Consider the following 19,742-nt stretch of genomic DNA (forward strand, 5'->3'; position numbering starts at 1 on the left):
GAATTTAAAAATAAAATTGTAAAAGAATATTTAGATGGTCCTTTGGGCTATACCTTGTTAGCTAAAAAATATGGTATTCCTAGTATCTCGCCTATCAAAAAATGGGTTCACCGCTTCAAGCATTTAGGTAATGAGGGATTAAGAAGGAAAGAGTCAAAGGAGGTCTACTCTGTTCATTTTAAATTAGATGTAATACAATTTATGAAACGAACAGGTGCTTCTTATCAAGAAACAGCTCATTCCTTCGGAATCAGAGAAGATTCCATTATAGCGAACTGGAAATAGAGCTTTCAGTAAAGAGGGAATAGAAGGCCTGAAACCAAAAATTAAGGGGCGACCTTCTATGTCAAAACAACCTAAAAAACAGACAGAAAAAGATCTTCAAAAGATGTCTAGAGAAAGAGAATTAGAACGAGAAAATGAGCTTCTCCGATTGGAGAATGCCTACTTAAAAAAATTAGAAGCTTACGAGAAGAACCCGAATGCCTTTCTCGAAAAGCACAAGCAACAGTGGCATTCGAACTTAAAGAAGAAGGATACAAATTAAAAGATGTGCTTGTAGTGATAGGGATTCCTGAGGCTACCTACCACTATCATATGAAATATTTGAATAATAAGAATGATGATTTATCCTTAAAGGAACTTATTTCAAAGCTTTTTTACCAATTCAAAGAGCGATATGGATACAAAAGAATTACAAAAGAATTGAATAAATCTGGCATAACGATTAATCACAAAAAAGTTTATCGATTGATGAAAGAACTTAATCTGAAATGTATAAAATTCACACGCAAAACACGTAAATACAACTCGTACAAAGGAACAGTAGGCAAACTAGCAAGAAATCTTTTAAACCGACGGTTTTCTACACCATATCCTTTACAAAAATTGGTAACAGATATCACCGAATTGAAGTGTCTTAGAGACGAAAAACTCTATCTCAATCCTATTATGGATTTATATAACGGAGAAATCATTTCCTTTGGCATCAGTAAACGTCCTGTGTTAGATCTCGTTGTGCAACCTTTAGAAAAAGCGATTCAAGTGATTAAAAATAACGCTACCGTTCGAACGACCATCCACTCTGATCAAGGATGGCATTACCAGCATAAAAAGTGGAGAAATTGCCTGAAAAAAAATAAAGTATTTCAAAGTATGTCTCGTAAAGCAACTTGTTCTGATAACGCTGTGATAGAAAATTTTTTCGGCATTATGAAACAAGAAATGTATCACGGAGAATCTCTATTGACATATGAGGAACTTAAGAAAGAAATCGAGGATTATATCGAATGGTATAATACAGTTCGTGGAAAACAAAAATTGGCTGGTTTAAGTCCAGTTGAATACCGAACAAAAACCAGCCAAATGGCTGCATAATATTAAACTCTAACTTTTAGGGGTAAGCACCATATTGTCTTGGACTAGCTTTTTTATTTATCGTATAAGCAGATTTTATTGATAGATAAATAGCATTTCTAGAAATTGTGTAAGCGGAGCAAGCATCACATACGCAATACCGGTTAGAATAATGGAAAGACCAGACATCGCTCCATGCACGTCGCCAAGTTCAATCGCTTTAGACGTACCCATCGCGTGTGCGCCACTTCCTAACGCAACACCTTGCGCGATCGGATCGGTAATATTGGTCAATTTAAACAAGATAGGTCCAATAACTGCGCCTAATGTACCCGTTACGATAACTAAAGCAAGTGTCAAAGCTTCGATACCACCCAAGGATTCTGAAATACTAACAGCAATCGCTGTAGTAATACTTTTAGAAAAGAAAGAGGCAAAAATCAGCTGATCAAATTTAAACAAGACCATGAAAAGAGTAACGACTAAAGTATGAGCAATTGCACCAACGCCAATACCTAATAATATTGAAGGATAATATTTCTTGAGATAGCGAACATTTTTTTCTAGTACGATGGCTAGTGATACAGTAGCTGGCGTAATCAGCATATCAATAAAATCACCACCGATTAGGAAAGTTTCATAATCAATATCGAATACCACCAGTACGCTGATAATCAAAATCACTGAAAAAATCAGTGGTGTAAAGATGGGGTAAGGCCAACGGTTGTGTAAGTGATGGCCTAATGTATAAGCACTAATGGTCAAAAGCAGACCAAACATATGAGTATCTGTAATCATTTCTTTCATTCAAATTCCTCTACCTTATTTTGATTTAAACGAGTTTGTCTTTTTCGTTTAGTAAATTCAACTGTCTTACCAACACTGATCATCACGGTAGAAGTAGAAATCAGTGAAATAATTCCAATTTGCCACCACATAGAAAGTATCATTTCAAAGTAAACCATCAAACCGACAGCTGCTGGGACAAACAATATGGCCATATTTTGAGTTAGCCAATGACCGACCATTTCAACTTTTTCCATTTTTAAAAGTCCGAAGTGTAAAGAAAAAAATAAAAGAATCATACCGATAACACTTCCCGGTACTGAGAATGGAAGACTATAGGCAATCAGTTTACCAAGTAGTGAATAAAATAAAATCCAGCCAAATTGTTGCAATATTTTCACGAAGTTCACTCCTTTTTTAAACCTTCAAGTAAGATTCATTCTAAATAGTATAGCATAGTCTATAGAGATCAAAAAGGTTGCGAAGAACCATTAGGAAAAACCGGTTATAAATACAATCGAGTACATAACTTTTTCTTAAGATGTGTTAAAATAATAAAGAAAGAAAATAAGAAAGGTGCAAAAAAATAATGAATATACTACAGAGTTTACTACTCGCTTTTGGCCTATTTCTTATCCAACCATTGTTTATCGTTGGTGTGATTTTAGTGATAGTTTCTAAGAGTAGAAGAATTAGTTACGACCGTAAGCAATTACGCGCAACGGTTTATAAAGATAATTTTGAAATAAAAAGGTTTCTTTTATGGGGGCTTGCGCCAGGCTTGTTGATTTCTGCCATAACGGTCGGTATTGGAATGCCGATTACGTTAGATTGGATTATCTTATATCAAATCGTCACCATACTAGCGTTAGGGCTAGGTTATCGATTTATTCATCCAATTTTTACTTTTTCTGCAACTAGTCTATTGATGCTTGGATTAACCTTTTTTGGTGTAACAACCGATCAAATAGCTACCGTTCCAGAAAATTGGTTTAGTCCATTGAATGAAGGACTACCAGTGGCTTATGAATTGACGCAAGTAAGCTTTATCATCGCACTTTTGCTTTTATTAAGTACGGTTTTTGTATTAAGTACAGGCAACATGTCGAAATTCATTCCTAGGTTCTTAGCGACTAAACGCGGGAAACTAGTAGCGAAGTATCGCATGACGCCATTTTGGTTAGTGCCGTTATTATTGATTATACCCGGTAATGGATTCCAACCTTTCTTTGATTGGTGGCCAGTATTTACTATTGGGAATCAAACGTATTCATTTTTCCTTTTGCCCGTATTGATGGGGTTGCGATACACTGTGCAAGCTCAAATTCCAGGTGAAGCCAAGGATCGCTTGTTAAAAGATTTTGTTGGTTTATCAGTGATTGGAATCGTGTTGTTTGCTTTATCGTTCTGGATGAAAGAAGTTGCTGCAATTGGGTTGTTGTTCTTGATTATCGGTGGTTTTCTTGCGCTATATCGTCACCGTAAACGAGAACAAAAATGGAGTTTCCGATTCGGTCCAGCTGAACAAGGATTGAGAGTGATCGCGGTGAGGCCAGGAAGCCCTGCTGAAAAAATGGGTATTGGTATCGGAGACGCTTTGCTAGAGTGTAACGAAAGACAGTTACACACGAGTGAAGACTTAAACGAGGCCTTATTCTCAAACCGTGCATACTGCCATTTGAAAGTGAACAGAGTAGATAATGAAATTATCTTGTCCGAAACGGCCATTTATGAAGACGATCCGCATGATTTAGGTTTGATTACCTTAGAGGAAATCAATATTGTGAAATAGTCACTTTGTTTTTCGAAATCAACTTGTGTAAGGCTAAATAGGTTTAGACGAAAGGATTGGATTTTAAGCGATGAAAAAAGTTTTAATTGTGGAAGATGAGCAATCAATCGTCAAATTATTATCATATAATTTGGAAAAAGAAGGCTATCAAGTGACTTCATCACTTGATGGTCAAGAAGGTTATGAAATGGCGAGTACCGGTCAATATGATTTAATCATATTGGATTTGATGCTTCCTTCAAAAGATGGTATCGATATCTGTAAAGGTTTGAGACAGGAAAAAGTTGATACACCGATTATTATGTTGACAGCAAAAGATTCAGAAATCGATAAAATTATTGGATTGGAAATTGGTGCCGACGATTACATGACTAAACCATTTAGTCCAAGAGAAGTTTTGGCACGTATGAAAGCCATCTTCAGAAGATACGAAAAAGTAAGCGATGTGGAAGATGATAGACAAGAATCTAATGAAAAATCGATTATCATTAAGGATGTAGAAATTTTTCCTGAGCAATACGAAGTTCGCCTAAAAGGGGAATTGATTGAGTGTACACCGAAAGAATTCGATCTATTGTTATACATGGCAAGACGGCAAAATCGGATTTTAAGTAGAGAACAATTATTGAATGCGATATGGGATTACGATTTTGCGGGAGAGACTAGAATCGTCGACGTGCATATCAGTCATTTGAGAGAAAAAATTGAAAAAGAAACAAAGAACCCACAATATATAAAAACAGCTAGAGGCTTTGGCTATAAATTAGAGGAACCGAAATGAAGCAACTGAGAGGTCGAATACTTCTTTTTTTCCTTGTGGTATTTGGTATTTTCTCGTTTATTTTCTTTTATATCTCTTCCAATGTTTTCGTTCAGCAAGGTCTAGAACAGCAAGGAGAAGATTTAGAGTCGCAACTGGTCACCTTACAAAGTCAATTAAATGGTACAGTAGATTCCCAAGATGATATAGAAGAAGTGTTACCTGGAATTGAAAAAGCAGCGGCAGCTATTTCTGAACGAATTACACTGATTGACTTAACAGGTAATGTTATCTATGATTCTCATGCTGATCAGAATGTGATTGAAAATCATCTTGATCGTCCAGAGATCCAAGCCGTGTTGAATGGTGAAATGATTGGAACTTATGACCGGATTAGTACGAGTACGGAGGATTTACGTTACTATACAGCTACACCATTACTAGACACAAGTGGAGAAACGATTGGTATATTGAGACTTTCTAAACGAGTCGAAGAAATGACAGGTGTAACAGACGAACTTCTAAGATTCCTACTCGTTTTTATGGGGATTTCTCTTCTTTTAACGGTTTTGTTTACCTATTATTGGACTAGAAGAATTGGAGATCCGATTGAAGAGATCAAGCAAATCACGCACAAGCTCTCACATCAGAAATATAGTACGCGTTACCGTTCGACCTCTTATCATGAAATAGACGATTTAGGTCAAACGATCAATGATCTTGCTGGAAATTTAGAATCTCAGATGCAAGAGATCAAGCAGAATGACAAAAGAATGAAAGAGCTTATCAATCATTTGGTTATTGGTGTAATGGTATTAAACGAAAACCGCGAAATCGAGATGGTCAATCCGATCATGAACGAAACGTTGGGAGAAAATCTTTACGGAAAAATCGGTCATAGCTATCTTGAAGTCATTAAGAGCTATGGATTGAATCAGTTGATTGAAGCGGCGTTTGAGAAGAAAAGATTGCAAAATCGGGAAATCTCCTTGTTTTTACAAGATGAACGTATCGTAGATGCCAATATTGTCCCTATACCTGGAAGAATTCAAGGAACAACGAATTTAATTGTACTACTTTACGATATAACAGAGATCAGAAGACTGGAAACTGTACGGACTGATTTTGTAGCCAATGCTTCTCATGAGTTGCGTACGCCAATCACAGCGTTAAAAGGGTTTAGCGAAACCCTGCTAGATGGTGCAATGGAAGATCGCGAAGTGCTCATTGAATTTCTGGAGATCATGTTAAAAGAGAGCAGTAGACTAGATTTAATGGTTCAAGACATTTTACAATTATCCAAATTGGAGCAAAAACAGATCCGAATGAATGTAGAATCGATTGAAGCAAAAGCTGTTGTAAAAGAAGTCTTCCAGATATTACAGCAAAAAGCGGAGCTCAAGAAAATGGAGCTAAGGATTATTGATCCTAAGCATGTTCAATTGGAAGTTGATCACGATCAATTGAAGCAGATTATACTCAATTTAGTGGGGAATGCTGTTTCTTATACACCAGAATATGGGGAAGTCGTTGTGGAGATGTCCTACTTGGATCAAGAAGTTATGATTAAGGTAAGAGATAATGGGATCGGTATTCCGCAATCAGAGCAATCAAGGATTTTTGAACGATTTTACCGAGTAGATAAAGCACGTAGTAGAAATGCTGGAGGCACAGGACTAGGGCTTTCAATCGTAAAATACTTGGTCGAAAATCTAAATGGTCATATTGAACTAAACAGTGAAGTAGATAAAGGAACCATTTTTGAAGTTTATTTACCCAAAGTGTTTGAGAATAGAACAAATCTTAAACGTTAATAGAGCAGCTAGCCTTGAATTTGGGGCTAGCTATTTTTTTTGAATCAAGATGATTGCTTTCTGGTCACTGTCCATACTACAATAAATAAGCAGTTGCATTTAATCGACTGAACTGATAATATAGTGAAAATTTATCCAAAACTGGCTATCTAAATAAAAGGAGATGATCAAATGGGTATGCATGAGTACTTTAAAAGTTTAAGTGATCTAGAAAAAATCAATCGTTGTCCGGGAAAATTCAAGTATGAGGAACACTCGGTAGCAGCGCATTCATTTAAAGTCACGCAAGTTGCACAATTCTTAGGAACTGTTGAAGAACAATCAGGAAAAGAAGTGGATTGGCGTTCTTTATATGAAAAAGCCTTAAACCATGACTATACAGAAATTTTTATCGGTGATATCAAAACACCAGTGAAATACGCAGATCCAGATTTAAGAGAAAGACTCGCAAATGTTGAAGAAACGATGGCGCACCATTTTATCGATCAAGAAATTCCAGAAGAATTCCAAGAAACCTATCGAAACCGATTTAAAGAAGGAAAAGATGATTCACTTGAAGGACAAATTCTTTCTGTAGCTGATAAAGTAGACTTACTCTATGAATCATTTGGAGAAATTCAAAAAGGCAATCCTGAATCTCTTTTCACAGAAATTTATGAAGAGTCTCTCCTTACGATATTAGAGTTCAAAGAATTAGCGAGTGTCCAATATTTCTTACGAGAGATTCTACCTGACTTGATCAGTGGAGAATTTACTAATCAAGCAGATTTAGAAAGTAGAACAAGCAAGATTCTCAAAGGTTAACATACAGAACAAACATTCGCAAAAGTAGAACGTGTGTGCTATAATAGAGTAGGAAGAAGAGGTAAGGGAGAAGTCCGCTTACCTCTTCGTTGTGTATCATAAAGAATGAATAGATCGACTAGGGCCATGTTCAGAAACTTGTTTTGAAGTTGGCTAGACTTTAAGTAGAAGGAATGATGTAATTGATGAGTAACGATAAAATTGTTGTACGTGGTGCCCGTTCGCATAACCTCAAAGATATTGATGTTACGATACCACGAGATAAATTTGTTGTCATGACAGGGCTGTCTGGTTCGGGAAAAAGCTCGTTAGCCTTCGATACGCTGTATGCAGAAGGACAGCGTCGATACGTAGAGTCTCTTTCAGCCTACGCAAGACAGTTTCTTGGACAAATGGATAAGCCAGATGTCGATAGTATTGATGGTTTAAGCCCAGCAATATCAATTGATCAGAAGACCACTAGCAATAATCCTAGGTCTACTGTCGGTACTGCTACAGAAATCAATGATTATATGCGACTAATGTTTGCGCGCATTGGGACACCGATTTGTCCGAATGATGGAACGGAGATTTCTAGTCAATCAGTAGAGCAGATGGTCGATCAAATTCTAGAAAATCCAGAGAAAACAAAACTTCAAATCTTAGCACCAATCATCAAAGGTAAAAAAGGACAACACAAAAAAGTATTAGATAAAATCAAGTCAGAAGGATTTGTTCGAGTAAGAGTTAATGGCGAAATGATGGATATTGGAGACGATATCGAGCTTGAGAAAAATAAAAAACATACGATAGAAGTTGTTGTTGATAGAATTGTTATTAAAGAAGGGATTCGTTCTCGTCTATTTGAGTCTGTTGAATCTGCACTTAGCTTAGCAGACGGGTTTGTGATTGCTGATTTCATTGGAGATAGAGAAGAATTATTCAGTGAACATTATGCTTGTCCACATTGTGGATTCACTTTACCTAAAATTGAACCAAGACTGTTTTCATTCAACGCACCTTTTGGCGCTTGTTCAGCTTGTGATGGTTTAGGTACAAACCTTGAAGTCGATATTGATCTTGTTATTCCAGATCAATCTCTTTCTATTGATGATGGCGCCATTATTCCTTGGAACCCAATCAGTTCAAATTATTACCCGCAAATGTTGGCTCAAGCTTGTGAGCATTTTGGCATTAAGACAGATGTTCCTTTTGAAGAACTTTCGAAGAATGACCAAGATACAATCTTAAATGGGTCAAAAGATAAAAAATTTCACTTCCATTACAAAAATGATTTTGGAAGTGTCAGAGATACCATGATTCCTTTCGAAGGTATTTTGCCGAATATTTCAAGAAGATATAAAGAAACGAATAGTGATTTCACAAGAAACCAGATGCTTCAGTACATGACAGAACTAGAATGTCCTGTTTGTAAAGGAAAGAGACTGAACAGAGAAGCTTTATCTGTAAAGGTTCTTGGAAAAGACATCGGTGACGTCAGTGGTTATTCTATCGATCAAGCACACAGCTTTTTTGATCGTATGGACTTGTCTTCACGGAACACGACAATTGCTTTACCGATTCAAAAAGAAATATTGGATCGATTGAGATTTCTTAAAAATGTGGGGCTTGATTATCTGACATTGAGCCGTAAAGCCGGTACCTTATCGGGGGGAGAAGCACAGCGAATCCGACTAGCGACTCAAATTGGATCAAACCTTTCGGGTGTACTTTATATCTTAGATGAACCTTCTATTGGGTTACATCAAAGGGATAATAATCGTTTGATCGATTCTTTGAAAAATATGCGTGATTTAGGCAATACATTAATTGTAGTAGAGCATGATGAAGATACAATGCGAGCAGCGGATCATCTAATAGATATTGGACCAGGTGCTGGAGAGCACGGTGGTAATATCGTTGCAAGTGGAACACCAGAGGAAATTGAAAACAATAAGGATTCTTTGACGGGCGCTTATCTTTCTGGAGAAAAATTTATCGCCGTTCCGGAAACGCGTCGTTCAGAAGATCTCGGTGCAGTCGTCATTAAAGGTGCGAAGGAAAATAATCTTAAGAACGTAAATGTTTCTTTCCCATTGGGTAGATTTACAGCTGTAACAGGCGTTTCTGGATCAGGAAAAAGTTCTTTGGTAAATGGTATATTGAGAAAAGCCTTATCTAGAGAAGTTGGTCGGTCGAAAGCAAAACCCGGTTTGCATAAAAGTATCTCTGGTTACGAAGGTATTGAAAAAATTATCGATATTGATCAAAGCCCTATTGGGCGTACACCTAGAAGTAATCCTGCCACTTATACAAGTGTCTTCGATGATATTCGAGACTTGTTTGCTAAAACAAATGAAGCGAAAATGCGTGGGTATAAAAAAGGCCGCTTTAGTTTCAACGTTCGTGGCGGAAGATGTGAAGCTTGTAAAGGCGACGGTATACTAAAAATCGAAATGCATTTCTTGCCAGATGTTTATGTTCCTTGTGAGGTTTGTCATGGAACAAGATATAACTCAGAAACACTGGAAGTGAAATATAAAGGTAAAAACATCGCAGAAGTACTGGAAATGAACATTGAAGAAGCTGCAGAATTCTTTGAAAATGTTCCGAAAATTTCTAGAAAAATGCAAACGATCATTGATGTCGGCTTAGGATACATGACACTTGGTCAGCCAGCCACTACACTATCGGGTGGGGAAGCACAACGGATGAAGCTAGCGAGTGAGTTGCATAAAAGACAAAGTGGTCATAACTTCTATATTTTAGATGAACCGACAACGGGCTTGCATGCAGATGATATTTCTAGACTACTTGTCGTGTTGGATAGACTCGTTGAGGCAGGTAATACTGTACTTGTTATTGAGCATAATTTAGATGTCATCAAAGTAGCAGACTACGTGATCGACTTAGGACCAGAAGGGGGCGCTGGTGGTGGGACAATTTTAGCTACCGGTACACCTGAAGAATTAGCTCAAGTCAACGAAAGTTATACAGGGTACTACCTGAAAGAAGTCTTAGAAAAAGAAACTAAGCGTAAAGAACAATTAAAAACGAACTAATGTTACGAAGCCTTCGAAGGGTATCCTTTGAAGGCTTTTGTGTGTATCGATCGTTTCAAACTAAATTAAACCCAAATATCAGTCGCAAGTCCTATGACATTTTTTTATAGATGTTGCATACTATAGATACGGGTAGAAGAAATGATCTATTCATTAAGGTATTGAATCAAGTTACGTAAAATGAATGTTAAACACAACAGACGATAATGGTAGAAGAATCGAATGGGAGGAAAAAACATGCAAGAGAGAGAACGAATTTTAGAATTAGTCAAAAACGGTGTCATTTCAACTCAGGAAGGCTTAGATCTGTTAGAGTCTTTGGTCAAAAAAGAGAATAAACAAAATGAAGACAGAGAATTTGAACAAACAGAATCACCCAATGTCACTGGCGACGTAGAAGAGCCTATTTATTCTTCAGTAGACGAAAATAAAGCAGATGACGAAACAGAAAAAAAAGCTGCGCAAAATGATGAGTTAGAAAAAGAACTGGAAACCTTGGCTACTGAAATCAATCAATACTCTGTTGAGCTTGACCAAGTAAATAACCAGTTATCAGATAAGAAAAGAAAATTAGACAATAAAAAAGCTGAACTCAATGACTTACGTGAAGGATCTAAAATGCGTAAATCACAAGAACGCTCAGAAATTCAAACAGATTTAGCGAATTTGGAAAAAGAATTGTCTTTAATCCAAAAAATCGATGAGTTAGATAATACTGCTGAAGTAGCAGAATTAAAAGCAGATATTCAATCGACTAGAGCAGCATTAGAAAAACTAGAAGCGAGAAAAGATCCCCAGACAGCTGAACAAGTAGCTGATCTTGAAGCAGAGGTCGAAACGCTTGAAGCAGAACTTGAAGAAGTCCAAACACAAAAAACAGCTGTGATGAAACAATTACATGCGACAAAAATGAAACAATGGACCAATAAAGCTAAACAAGTCTCTGATAAATTAGAACTACCAGAAAATTGGAAAGACGATGCTTCTGAAACATTGACGAAAGCGGGCAAACAATTAGAGGCTAGCGGTAAAGAGCTTGGTAAGTTCATTCGTGAATCTGTCTCAACGTCAATGAAGAGTGAAAAAGCACAATCTGTCAAAGGATCGTTCAATTCTGCTCTTGAGAATTTTGACTGGAAAGACATCAATATTCGCGTACCAAAATTAGCTTCTACTAATTTTGAAAACGAATGGACTTTTGAGAATACCACAGCTAGTATTTTAGATTTCAAACTAGCAAACGGGAAGCTTAAATTAAAAGCCAGCTCAGATGATACGATCAAGATTTCTGCAAAAGTTAAAATTTATGGTAAAATAGACGAAGAAACACCATTAGCAGCATTTGAAGAACGTAGTCAAATTGAAGTAGACGAAGATCGGTTCATCTTCCATGTACCAAATAAACGCATTGAAGCAATCGTTACGATCTCACTACCAAAACGAGTATATGACTATACTTCAATCAAGTTATTGAATGGAGACGTTCAGTTCAAGTCATTCGAAGGTAAAGATGTGTTTGTTAAATCGACGAATGGTAACATGGCATTCAAGAATACAAATGTAGTGATGCTTGAAGTTAAAGGAACAAATGGAACGGTACAAGTTCAAGACTCAGATATCAGAGATTTCTTGGTCAGTACAGTGAGTGGTTCTGTTATATTCAACGGATCCCCTTTAAGCGCGGATGTTTCTACGACAAACGGAGAAGTGAAGTTGACATTGAACAATAAAGAAATGACAAGAATCAAAGCAAGCTCAGTCAATGGTAACGTCAAAATCGCTATTCCTAAATCACTAGATATTGAAGGCGAAGCAAAAACTGTCTTTGGTGAAGTTAAGTCTAGATTGACAGATATTGATGTTCAGTCTAAACAGGCAACTAAACTAAAATTCAATCGTATTAGAGAAGGTAAAGTACTTCAATTAACAGCCCAAACAACTTCTGGGAACATTCTCTTAAAAGATTCAGATAAATCATAATAAATAAAGGTGGTCATTTATAATGGGTAATTTAAGAAAATCAAAAAATAATGCAGTGATCTTCGGTGTCCTTGGGGGCGTCGGAGAGTACTTCAACGTGGATCCCGTACTTTTACGTGTAATCGTTGTTGTCGCAACTTTTGCAGGAGTAGGAATAACCGTTCCGTTATATCTATTTGCTGCCTTACTAATGCCTGATGGTAAAAGTTCTAAATCATCCGATCAGTCAAGAAATTTTAACGCTTATGGCGATCGTCCTAATCCATTCTCAAACTCTAAAGAGTCTAAGAGAAAAGAAGCAGAAAAAGTGGACGAGGATGACTGGAGTGACTTTTAATTATGAAATGGTGGCAAAGAATTCTTGCTAATACGGTTATTTTTCTAGCGTTGGCAGGATTCCTTAGTGGTTTCCAAATCGCAACATGGCAAACAGCACTGATTGCAGCGGTTGTCTTTGCAGGGTTGAATCTGTTTGTTAAACCGGTTTTAGTGATTTTGTCTCTACCCATTACTTTTCTGACACTTGGATTATTTTATTTCGTCATTAATGGATTGATGTTGTGGCTCACTGCAGCATTGGTCAGTGGATTTGAATTCAGTTCATTCGGTATGTCACTGTTTGTGGCGCTGATCGTTTCAGCTTTGAATGCATTTTTCAGTAACGGGTACGAGTGAAACGTAAGAGACCGTTTATGATAAGCGTTAATCTAGACCTTTTATCTCAGTATCTATTCTCTGAGATAAAAGGTCTTTTTAATTGTTCTAAATTAAATGAATGCTGATTTCGGTGGGTGATAGCTACTATAAACCATAAGTCAATTATGATATGATGTAAGTGCTTATTAGTTTGAAGCAGATAACACGATAGAATCCAGAATGCTTACAAACCAACTTAAAGAAAACATGATCAATGACTCAATAAAGGAGTATTAAAAGCATTGAATCGTAGTAAAGGAGCGTAATATGACGAATACAGTTACGATTAAACAATTAGTCGATGCAATGAACGACATTAAGGTCATTGTTGGAGAAGATAATCTAGAAAGACATATTACTATCAGTGATTTATCTCGACCTGCACTTGAGTTGACTGGATATTTTAGTTTTTATCCACAGAACCGAGTACAACTACTTGGGAGAACAGAGCTTTCTTTTGTCGAGCGTATGACAAGTGATGAACGATATATTATCATGAAAAGAATGTGCCAAGGTGATACGCCAGCATTCCTAGTTTCGAGAAATCAGGAACCCCCTAAAGAATTGATTAAAGCTGCTTCAGAAAAGGGTATTCCCGTTTTAGTATCTACAAGACCAACTACGAGACTCTCATCTAATGTAACGAACTTTCTGGAAGAACGTCTAGCAGAAAGAATTTCTCAGCACGGAGTGCTAGTAGATATTTATGGTATGGGCGTTTTAATCATAGGAGATTCCGGCATTGGTAAATCAGAGACAGCGTTAGAATTGATTCAACGTGGCCATCGATTAGTCGCCGACGATCGTGTTGAACTGTACATGATGGATGAGCACCGTATAATAGGAGAACCACCTGAAATTTTAAGACATTTAATCGAGATTCGTGGGATTGGTGTCATTGATGTCGTGAATCTGTTTGGTGTAGGTTCTATTCGGACGAGCAAGACAGTTGATTTAGTGATGAATCTAGAACATTGGGATAGAAATCGTCAATATGACAGACTAGGTAATAATCTCGAGAATATGAGATTCTTTAATGTCGATGTACCAAAATTATCCATACCTGTTCGTGTAGGTCGTAACTTGTCTATTATCATTGAAATTGCTGCAATGAATATTCGCGCAAAACAAATGGGTTATGATGCGACTGAAACATTCGAGCGTAATCTTGAGCAACTGATCAAGAAAAATTCAGAAGATGTCTAGTATGGAGGATATAAGGCTATGAGTAATCAATTAGGTGCAATCGATCCAGTCGCTATAAGACTGGGTCCTTTAACCGTTGCTTGGTACGGTATTATTATTGTTACAGGGATGTTTTTAGCTGTTTGGCTAAGTATTAGAGAAGGTGAAAAAAGAGGGATTGAAGAGGACTTTATTGTCGATCTCGCTTTTAGAGCGATTCCCGCAGGATTAATAGGGGCGAGAATTTATTATGTTCTCTTTGAATTAGATGTTTATTTGCAAGACCCTATACGTATTTTTTACATATGGGAAGGCGGAATCGCTATTTATGGCGGTTTATTAGCTGGTTTTGCAACACTGTTGTGGTTCAGTAAGCAAAGAAACGTACCCGTTTGGTTGTTACTAGACGTACTTGCGCCACACGTCATGATTGCACAAGCAATCGGTCGTTGGGGAAACTTTGTTAATCAAGAGGCCCACGGTGGCGAAGTAACTCGATCTTTTCTAGAACGGCTGATGTTACCTAATTTTGTGATTGAACAAATGAATATCAACGGCGTCTATTACCATCCGACTTTTTTGTATGAGTCATTATGGAATTTAGTGGGCTTTATCGTCTTAATGATCGTCCGTAGTAAAGAGGGCGTTTTAAGAAGAGGAGAAGTCGCGTTAGGATACGTAGCTTGGTATAGTATGGGACGGTTTTGGATCGAAGGGATGCGTACAGATAGCTTATATCTAGGACCACTTCGCGTGTCTCAAGTTCTTTCGGTTCTTCTGTTTGTTGGGGCAGTAGCTTTGATTTTATATAGACGCTTCTACCAGTATCCAACGCCACCTTACTATACAGAAGGCTTATTGCCTGAAAAAACATTTGCTGAAAAAAAGCAAAAGGCTGCGCAAAAAAGTAAATAATTGTTTAGATAGAGAGGAATTCATTTTTGGAATATACAGCAGCACTATTTGATTTTGATGGCACACTTGCCAACTCAAATGAGTTGATTAATCGTACACATTTGACGATATTAGAGGAATTATTTCCAGGCGTTTATACGATGGACTCTGTTCGCCAGTTTAATGGGCCATCGTTAACGGAAGTTTATGAAACATTAGTGCCAGATAAAGCAGAAGAAACCATTAACCGCTACAGAGATCTTAATGCGAGTCTACATGATGAAATGATTTCGCTGTTTGATGGCGTCCAAGAAGCATTACAACAATTAAAAAATCATGGTGTGAAATTAGCCGTTGTCTCTACCAAACGAAATGATATGATTGAGCGTGGGATTCGAGTTTTAGGATTGGAAGGGCTATTTGATGTGATTATCGGGTCGCAATCTTATACGCATTTTAAACCTCATCCAGAACCGGTTTACAGGGCACTAGCTTCATTGAATGTTCCACACAATGAAGCAATCATGATTGGTGACAATCCTCACGATATTGAATCCGCAACGAATGCAGGTATTCCGAGTGTGTTCGTAGAATGGTCGCAGAAAACATCAGAAGAGATTGCGCCTTGTCATCCCACTTATCAAGTGAAATCGATGGCTGAATTAACGACGTTGATTCTTGGAGAATCTGAAACCAACAATCGCATGCAGCGAATAGTAGAGGAGGCGCCTAAACAGTGACTAAAAAAGTAGCTGTACTAGGAGCAGGTTCTTGGGGAACTGCCTTAACGAAAGTATTGTTTGAAAATGGTCACCAAGTTACGCTTTGGAGCCGCAATCAGGATCAAGTTGATGAAATCAATCAAAAGCATACCAACAAAACTTATTTACCAGACGCTGTTTTACCAGAAGCACTAACTGCGACGACTAATCTTGAAAAAGCTGTTCATAGTGCTGAAGTTATTGTATTCGTTGTACCCACTAAGGCCATTCGGTCACTTGCTCAGCAAGTTAATCAGTTTATAGAAGTGCCAAAGTTGATCGTGCACGCTTCGAAAGGGCTTGAACAGCAGACCCATAAACGAATCTCCACGATTCTTGAAGAAGAGATTGCTTTGACTTCTCGAACAGGTGTCGTTGCATTGTCAGGTCCCAGTCATGCCGAAGAAGTGATGGCTGACGACTTGACTACGATAACGGCTGCTTGTGAGGAAGAAGAGCAAGCTAAAGTCGTTCAAGCTTTGTTTATAAATGACTACTTTAGAGTGTATACCAATCAAGACATTGTAGGTGTAGAGATTGGTGCAGCTTTAAAAAACATTATCGCAGTAGGCGCAGGTGCAATAGCCGGAATGGGCTTTGGTGATAATGCAAAAGCGGCACTTGTGACAAGAGGTCTTGCGGAGATCACAAGATTGGGTGTAGCAATGGGTGCTGAGCCACTAACCTTCATGGGACTTAGTGGTGTTGGAGATCTAATCGTTACTTGTACAAGTCCGCATTCAAGGAATTGGCGTGCGGGTAACTTACTAGGAAAAGGGCAGCAAGTAGATACCATTTTGAACGAGATGGGAATGGTTGTTGAGGGGATCTCAACGACGAAGGCCGCATACGAACTTGCTCAAGAATATAAAATTGATATGCCAATCACGGCAGCAATCTACGAAGTAGTTTATAGTGACGCAGAAGTAAAATGTGTTATACTGGATTTAATGCAACGAGAAGGAAAATCAGAATAAAAGCGGATAACCGATGTCAGCATGAAGCGCTGTATTGATTCAACTATCGAGTGAAAATAAGTCTACTTAAATGTAGAAGGAAGACGAAGTCTTTCTACATAAAATTATGTAAAATGAAGGAGATCTGAATGAAAAAGGAGAAGAAAGAAATGAAAAAGGTAAGAAAAGCGATTATTCCAGCAGCTGGTTACGGAACACGTTTTTTGCCCGCAACGAAGGCAATGCCGAAAGAAATGATTCCAATTGTTGATAAACCAACTATTCAATTCATTGTAGAAGAAGCGATTGCTTCAGGTATCGAAGATATTCTAATCATCACTGGGAAGCTGAAACGTCCAATCGAGGATCATTTTGATTCTAACCCTGAGCTTGAGGAAAGTCTTCGCGCGAAAGGTAAACATGACTTATTAAAACTAGTAGAAGAAACAACTGGTTTGAACTTATACTTCGCTAGACAATCTTATCCATTAGGTTTAGGTCATGCAGTTCTTCAAGCAAAAGCATTTGTTGGAGATGAGCCATTTGTTGTCATGCTTGGTGATGATGTGATGGCAGATGAAGTACCTTTGACCAAACAGCTGATTGAAGGTTACGAAAAAACACATGCATCAAATATTGCAGTTATGCGTGTACCTCATGAAGAAACATCTAACTACGGTATCATTGATCCAGAAGCTGAAGCTGAAGAAGGTTTGTATAACGTACGTAAATTTGTAGAAAAACCTCAACCAGAAGATGCACCAAGTGATTTAGCGATTATTGGTCGTTACTTGTTGACGCCACAAATCTTTGACTTGCTTGAAAAACAAGAACCTGGTGTTGGTGGAGAAATTCAATTAACAGATGCGATTGATGCCTTGAATAAAACCCAACGCGTTTTCGCGAAAGAATTTAAAGGTGACCGTTTTGACGTAGGCGATAAATTTGGTTTCTTGAAAACAACGATTCAATATGGACTCACACATCCACAAGTAAAAGACAATTTAAGAAATTATATTATTGAACTAGCCAAAGAGTTGGAAAATGGTGGCGCTGAATCAAAAATGGATGCAGAATCACATGAATTAGAAGATAAAAAAGCTAAATAATCTTTTAGAAACATTGCCTACTCATTAAAGTGGGCAATGTTTTTTGTACGAGAAATAAGTTCAGTATTTATTTACTAGGGACTTTTGCTATAATATAGAAAGTATAACGAGTTGTAGTAACATTTGACGTAGAACTATTTACAATTAAATATAAAAGATATACTATTGAAAGAGTTGCTTTAATTGTTAAAGGGGGAGTGTCTTGATTGAGACAAGCGGATGAGCATCAGGTGATTTCACTTATTCCCAGTGCTAGAACCTACTATGGACGAGCAATGATTGCCTATGAAAAAAAAGACTTTAAAAAGGCAGAAAAACATTTCAAAACAGGACTTAGTCTTGCTGCCAATATAGATGAGAGAATCTTCGGTAATGTGCAATTGGCATTGATTTACCAACATTCCTTTGAATTTGAAAAATCAATTGCTGTATTAAATGATGTTTTAGAAAACGAATCTAAAAAATATTATGACATCTATTTTTTTCAAGCAACGAATTATATTCACTTAGAAGATTACGAAACAGCAAAAGCCATGCTGGATGTGTATAGAGGTGCTAGACAAAATGGTACCTATTCAGCAGAAGCAGACGAAATGAAAAAAATGATTGAACAACAATTGTCAGGAAAAAGACCTAAAGATTAAAACTTACTAAAAGTAAGTTTTAATAGTGGATTATCTACCTGATTTTCTACTATAATAAGGATAAGAACAACCGAGAGGAGCTCTCTAATGGAAATTATTGAAAAAATATATGATGTTATTGTTATCGGCGCTGGACCAGGAGGACTCACTGCAGGGTTATATGCTTCCCGTTCAAATCTCTCTACATTGATGCTTGAACGTGGCTTACCAGGTGGACAAATGAATAATACGGCCGAAATAGAAAATTATTCAGGATTTAGTAGTATTTTAGGTCCTGATCTTTCGACTAAAATGTACGAAGGTGCGCAGCAATTTGGTGCTGAATATGCTTATGGTGATGTTCAAGAAATCATCAATGGGGAAGAATACAAAGAAATCGTTACTTCTTCTAAGACATTCCGTACACGCTCTATCATCTTAGCTACTGGTGCAGAACACAAAAAATTAGGTGTCCCAGGTGAAGCTGAATTAAATGGTAGAGGTGTTTCATACTGTGCTGTCTGTGATGGGGCTTTCTTTAAAGGCAAACATGTCATTGTTGCCGGTGGCGGAGATTCAGCTGTCGAAGAAGGAACGTACTTGACACAATTCGCAAGCAAAGTAACCATTGTTCACAGAAGAGATTCTCTCCGTGCACAAAAAATTCTTCAAGATCGTGCATTCAAAAACGAGAAAATCGATTTTGTATGGGATTCAGTGATTGAAGAAATTGAAGGCGATCAAGCAGTTAGTGGTGTTAGAATACGCAACCTGAAAACAGGAGACGTTTCAACGCTTGAAGCTGGCGGTACGTTTATCTACATCGGTATCTTACCAAACTCGGATCAATTCCGTTCACTTGGTATTACGGATGAAGAGGGTTGGATCGAAACAGATGAGAACATGGAATCACGCGTCCCTGGTATCTTTGCCATCGGCGATGTTCGTAAAACTGTACTTCGCCAAGTTGCAACGGCTGTTGGAGATGGATCTATTGCAGGAAATGCAGCTTACCAGTACGTTGAGGAATTAAAAGAGCAATTAGAAAAAGCGCACGCTTAATCACTTTAACCAGTAAACGAATAAAAGCACAGGAGTACGAGTGGTCTAATCCACTCAATAGTCTCTTGTGCTTTTTTCATAAATAAATCTTTTATCGGCTAATATAATGAAAGGTATGATGAA

At 37.5% G+C, this 19,742-nt stretch carries 20 protein-coding genes; 18 read left to right on the forward strand and 2 right to left on the reverse strand.

Going from position 1 to position 19,742, the window contains the following annotated elements:
* From J5J05_RS11940 to J5J05_RS11950, 3 genes are all read left to right on the forward strand, one after another.
* A partial coding sequence (locus J5J05_RS11940) for a helix-turn-helix domain-containing protein (protein WP_208560895.1) occupies window positions 1–285 on the forward strand: 285 nt, incomplete at its 5' end.
* A 58-nt stretch (window positions 286–343) separates the two neighbouring features.
* Window positions 344–547: a hypothetical protein gene (locus J5J05_RS11945; RefSeq protein ID WP_208560827.1), complete on the forward strand. Its 204-nt coding sequence runs from the start codon at window positions 344–346 to the stop codon at window positions 545–547.
* Window positions 511–1,377, forward strand: a complete 867-nt coding sequence (locus J5J05_RS11950; RefSeq protein WP_208560828.1) for an IS3 family transposase — start codon at window positions 511–513, stop codon at window positions 1,375–1,377. Before J5J05_RS11945 ends, J5J05_RS11950 begins: the two co-directional genes overlap by 37 nt.
* Before the next feature lie 75 nt (window positions 1,378–1,452).
* On the opposite strand, the gene J5J05_RS11955 is transcribed toward J5J05_RS11950, so the two are convergent.
* Window positions 1,453–2,163, reverse strand: coding sequence for an LrgB family protein (locus tag J5J05_RS11955; protein ID WP_244244742.1), 711 nt, complete (start codon window positions 2,161–2,163; stop codon window positions 1,453–1,455).
* On the reverse strand, window positions 2,160–2,543 hold the full coding sequence (locus tag J5J05_RS11960; protein ID WP_208560896.1) for a CidA/LrgA family protein: 384 nt from the start codon (window positions 2,541–2,543) through the stop codon (window positions 2,160–2,162). The genes J5J05_RS11955 and J5J05_RS11960 overlap by 4 nt, the downstream gene beginning before the upstream one ends.
* 188 nt (window positions 2,544–2,731) lie before the next feature.
* Between J5J05_RS11960 and J5J05_RS11965 the strand changes: the two genes are divergently transcribed.
* The 15 genes from J5J05_RS11965 to trxB all read left to right on the forward strand — a co-directional run bounded on the left by J5J05_RS11965 (window position 2,732) and on the right by trxB (window position 19,619).
* The gene (locus J5J05_RS11965; protein WP_208560897.1) at window positions 2,732–3,934 is read left to right on the forward strand and encodes a PDZ domain-containing protein; all 1,203 of its coding nucleotides are present in this window, start codon (window positions 2,732–2,734) and stop codon (window positions 3,932–3,934) included.
* Between the two features lie 70 nt (window positions 3,935–4,004).
* Complete coding sequence (locus tag J5J05_RS11970; RefSeq protein ID WP_208560898.1) at window positions 4,005–4,715, forward strand: response regulator transcription factor; 711 nt, start codon at window positions 4,005–4,007, stop codon at window positions 4,713–4,715.
* Window positions 4,712–6,508 carry a two-component system histidine kinase PnpS gene (pnpS, locus tag J5J05_RS11975; RefSeq protein ID WP_208560899.1) on the forward strand — a complete coding sequence of 599 codons (1,797 nt, stop codon included), beginning with the start codon at window positions 4,712–4,714 and terminating at the stop codon, window positions 6,506–6,508. The genes J5J05_RS11970 and pnpS overlap by 4 nt, the downstream gene beginning before the upstream one ends.
* 171 nt (window positions 6,509–6,679) lie before the next feature.
* The gene (locus J5J05_RS11980; RefSeq protein ID WP_208560900.1) at window positions 6,680–7,312 is read left to right on the forward strand and encodes an HD domain-containing protein; all 633 of its coding nucleotides are present in this window, start codon (window positions 6,680–6,682) and stop codon (window positions 7,310–7,312) included.
* A gap of 185 nt (window positions 7,313–7,497) precedes the next feature.
* Window positions 7,498–10,353, forward strand: coding sequence for an excinuclease ABC subunit UvrA (gene uvrA / locus J5J05_RS11985; protein ID WP_208560901.1), 2,856 nt, complete (start codon window positions 7,498–7,500; stop codon window positions 10,351–10,353).
* Window positions 10,354–10,590: 237 nt separating this feature from the next.
* Window positions 10,591–12,333, forward strand: a complete 1,743-nt coding sequence (gene liaX, locus J5J05_RS11990) for a daptomycin-sensing surface protein LiaX (RefSeq protein ID WP_208560902.1) — start codon at window positions 10,591–10,593, stop codon at window positions 12,331–12,333.
* Between the two features lie 22 nt (window positions 12,334–12,355).
* On the forward strand, window positions 12,356–12,670 hold the full coding sequence (locus tag J5J05_RS11995; protein ID WP_208560903.1) for a PspC domain-containing protein: 315 nt from the start codon (window positions 12,356–12,358) through the stop codon (window positions 12,668–12,670).
* 2 nt (window positions 12,671–12,672) lie between these two features.
* Window positions 12,673–13,008 carry a phage holin family protein gene (locus tag J5J05_RS12000; RefSeq protein WP_208560904.1) on the forward strand — a complete coding sequence of 112 codons (336 nt, stop codon included), beginning with the start codon at window positions 12,673–12,675 and terminating at the stop codon, window positions 13,006–13,008.
* Between the two features lie 288 nt (window positions 13,009–13,296).
* Window positions 13,297–14,235: an HPr(Ser) kinase/phosphatase gene (gene hprK, locus J5J05_RS12005; protein WP_208560905.1), complete on the forward strand. Its 939-nt coding sequence runs from the start codon at window positions 13,297–13,299 to the stop codon at window positions 14,233–14,235.
* Between the two features lie 18 nt (window positions 14,236–14,253).
* Window positions 14,254–15,129, forward strand: coding sequence for a prolipoprotein diacylglyceryl transferase (gene lgt, locus J5J05_RS12010; protein WP_208560906.1), 876 nt, complete (start codon window positions 14,254–14,256; stop codon window positions 15,127–15,129).
* 26 nt (window positions 15,130–15,155) lie between these two features.
* Complete coding sequence (locus J5J05_RS12015; protein WP_208560907.1) at window positions 15,156–15,848, forward strand: HAD-IA family hydrolase; 693 nt, start codon at window positions 15,156–15,158, stop codon at window positions 15,846–15,848.
* Complete coding sequence (locus J5J05_RS12020) at window positions 15,845–16,846, forward strand: NAD(P)H-dependent glycerol-3-phosphate dehydrogenase (RefSeq protein ID WP_208560908.1); 1,002 nt, start codon at window positions 15,845–15,847, stop codon at window positions 16,844–16,846. The genes J5J05_RS12015 and J5J05_RS12020 overlap by 4 nt, the downstream gene beginning before the upstream one ends.
* 149 nt (window positions 16,847–16,995) lie before the next feature.
* A complete protein-coding gene (gene galU, locus J5J05_RS12025; protein ID WP_208560909.1) occupies window positions 16,996–17,934 on the forward strand; it encodes a UTP--glucose-1-phosphate uridylyltransferase GalU in 939 nt (312 codons plus the stop codon).
* Window positions 17,935–18,140: 206 nt separating this feature from the next.
* Window positions 18,141–18,578 carry a tetratricopeptide repeat protein gene (locus J5J05_RS12030; protein ID WP_208560910.1) on the forward strand — a complete coding sequence of 146 codons (438 nt, stop codon included), beginning with the start codon at window positions 18,141–18,143 and terminating at the stop codon, window positions 18,576–18,578.
* 87 nt (window positions 18,579–18,665) lie between these two features.
* Window positions 18,666–19,619, forward strand: a complete 954-nt coding sequence (gene trxB, locus J5J05_RS12035) for a thioredoxin-disulfide reductase (RefSeq protein WP_208560911.1) — start codon at window positions 18,666–18,668, stop codon at window positions 19,617–19,619.
* Window positions 19,620–19,742 lie beyond the last annotated feature (123 nt).

Source organism: Marinilactibacillus kalidii (genome assembly GCF_017599325.1).
Lineage (GTDB): Bacteria > Bacillota > Bacilli > Lactobacillales > Carnobacteriaceae_A > Marinilactibacillus > Marinilactibacillus kalidii.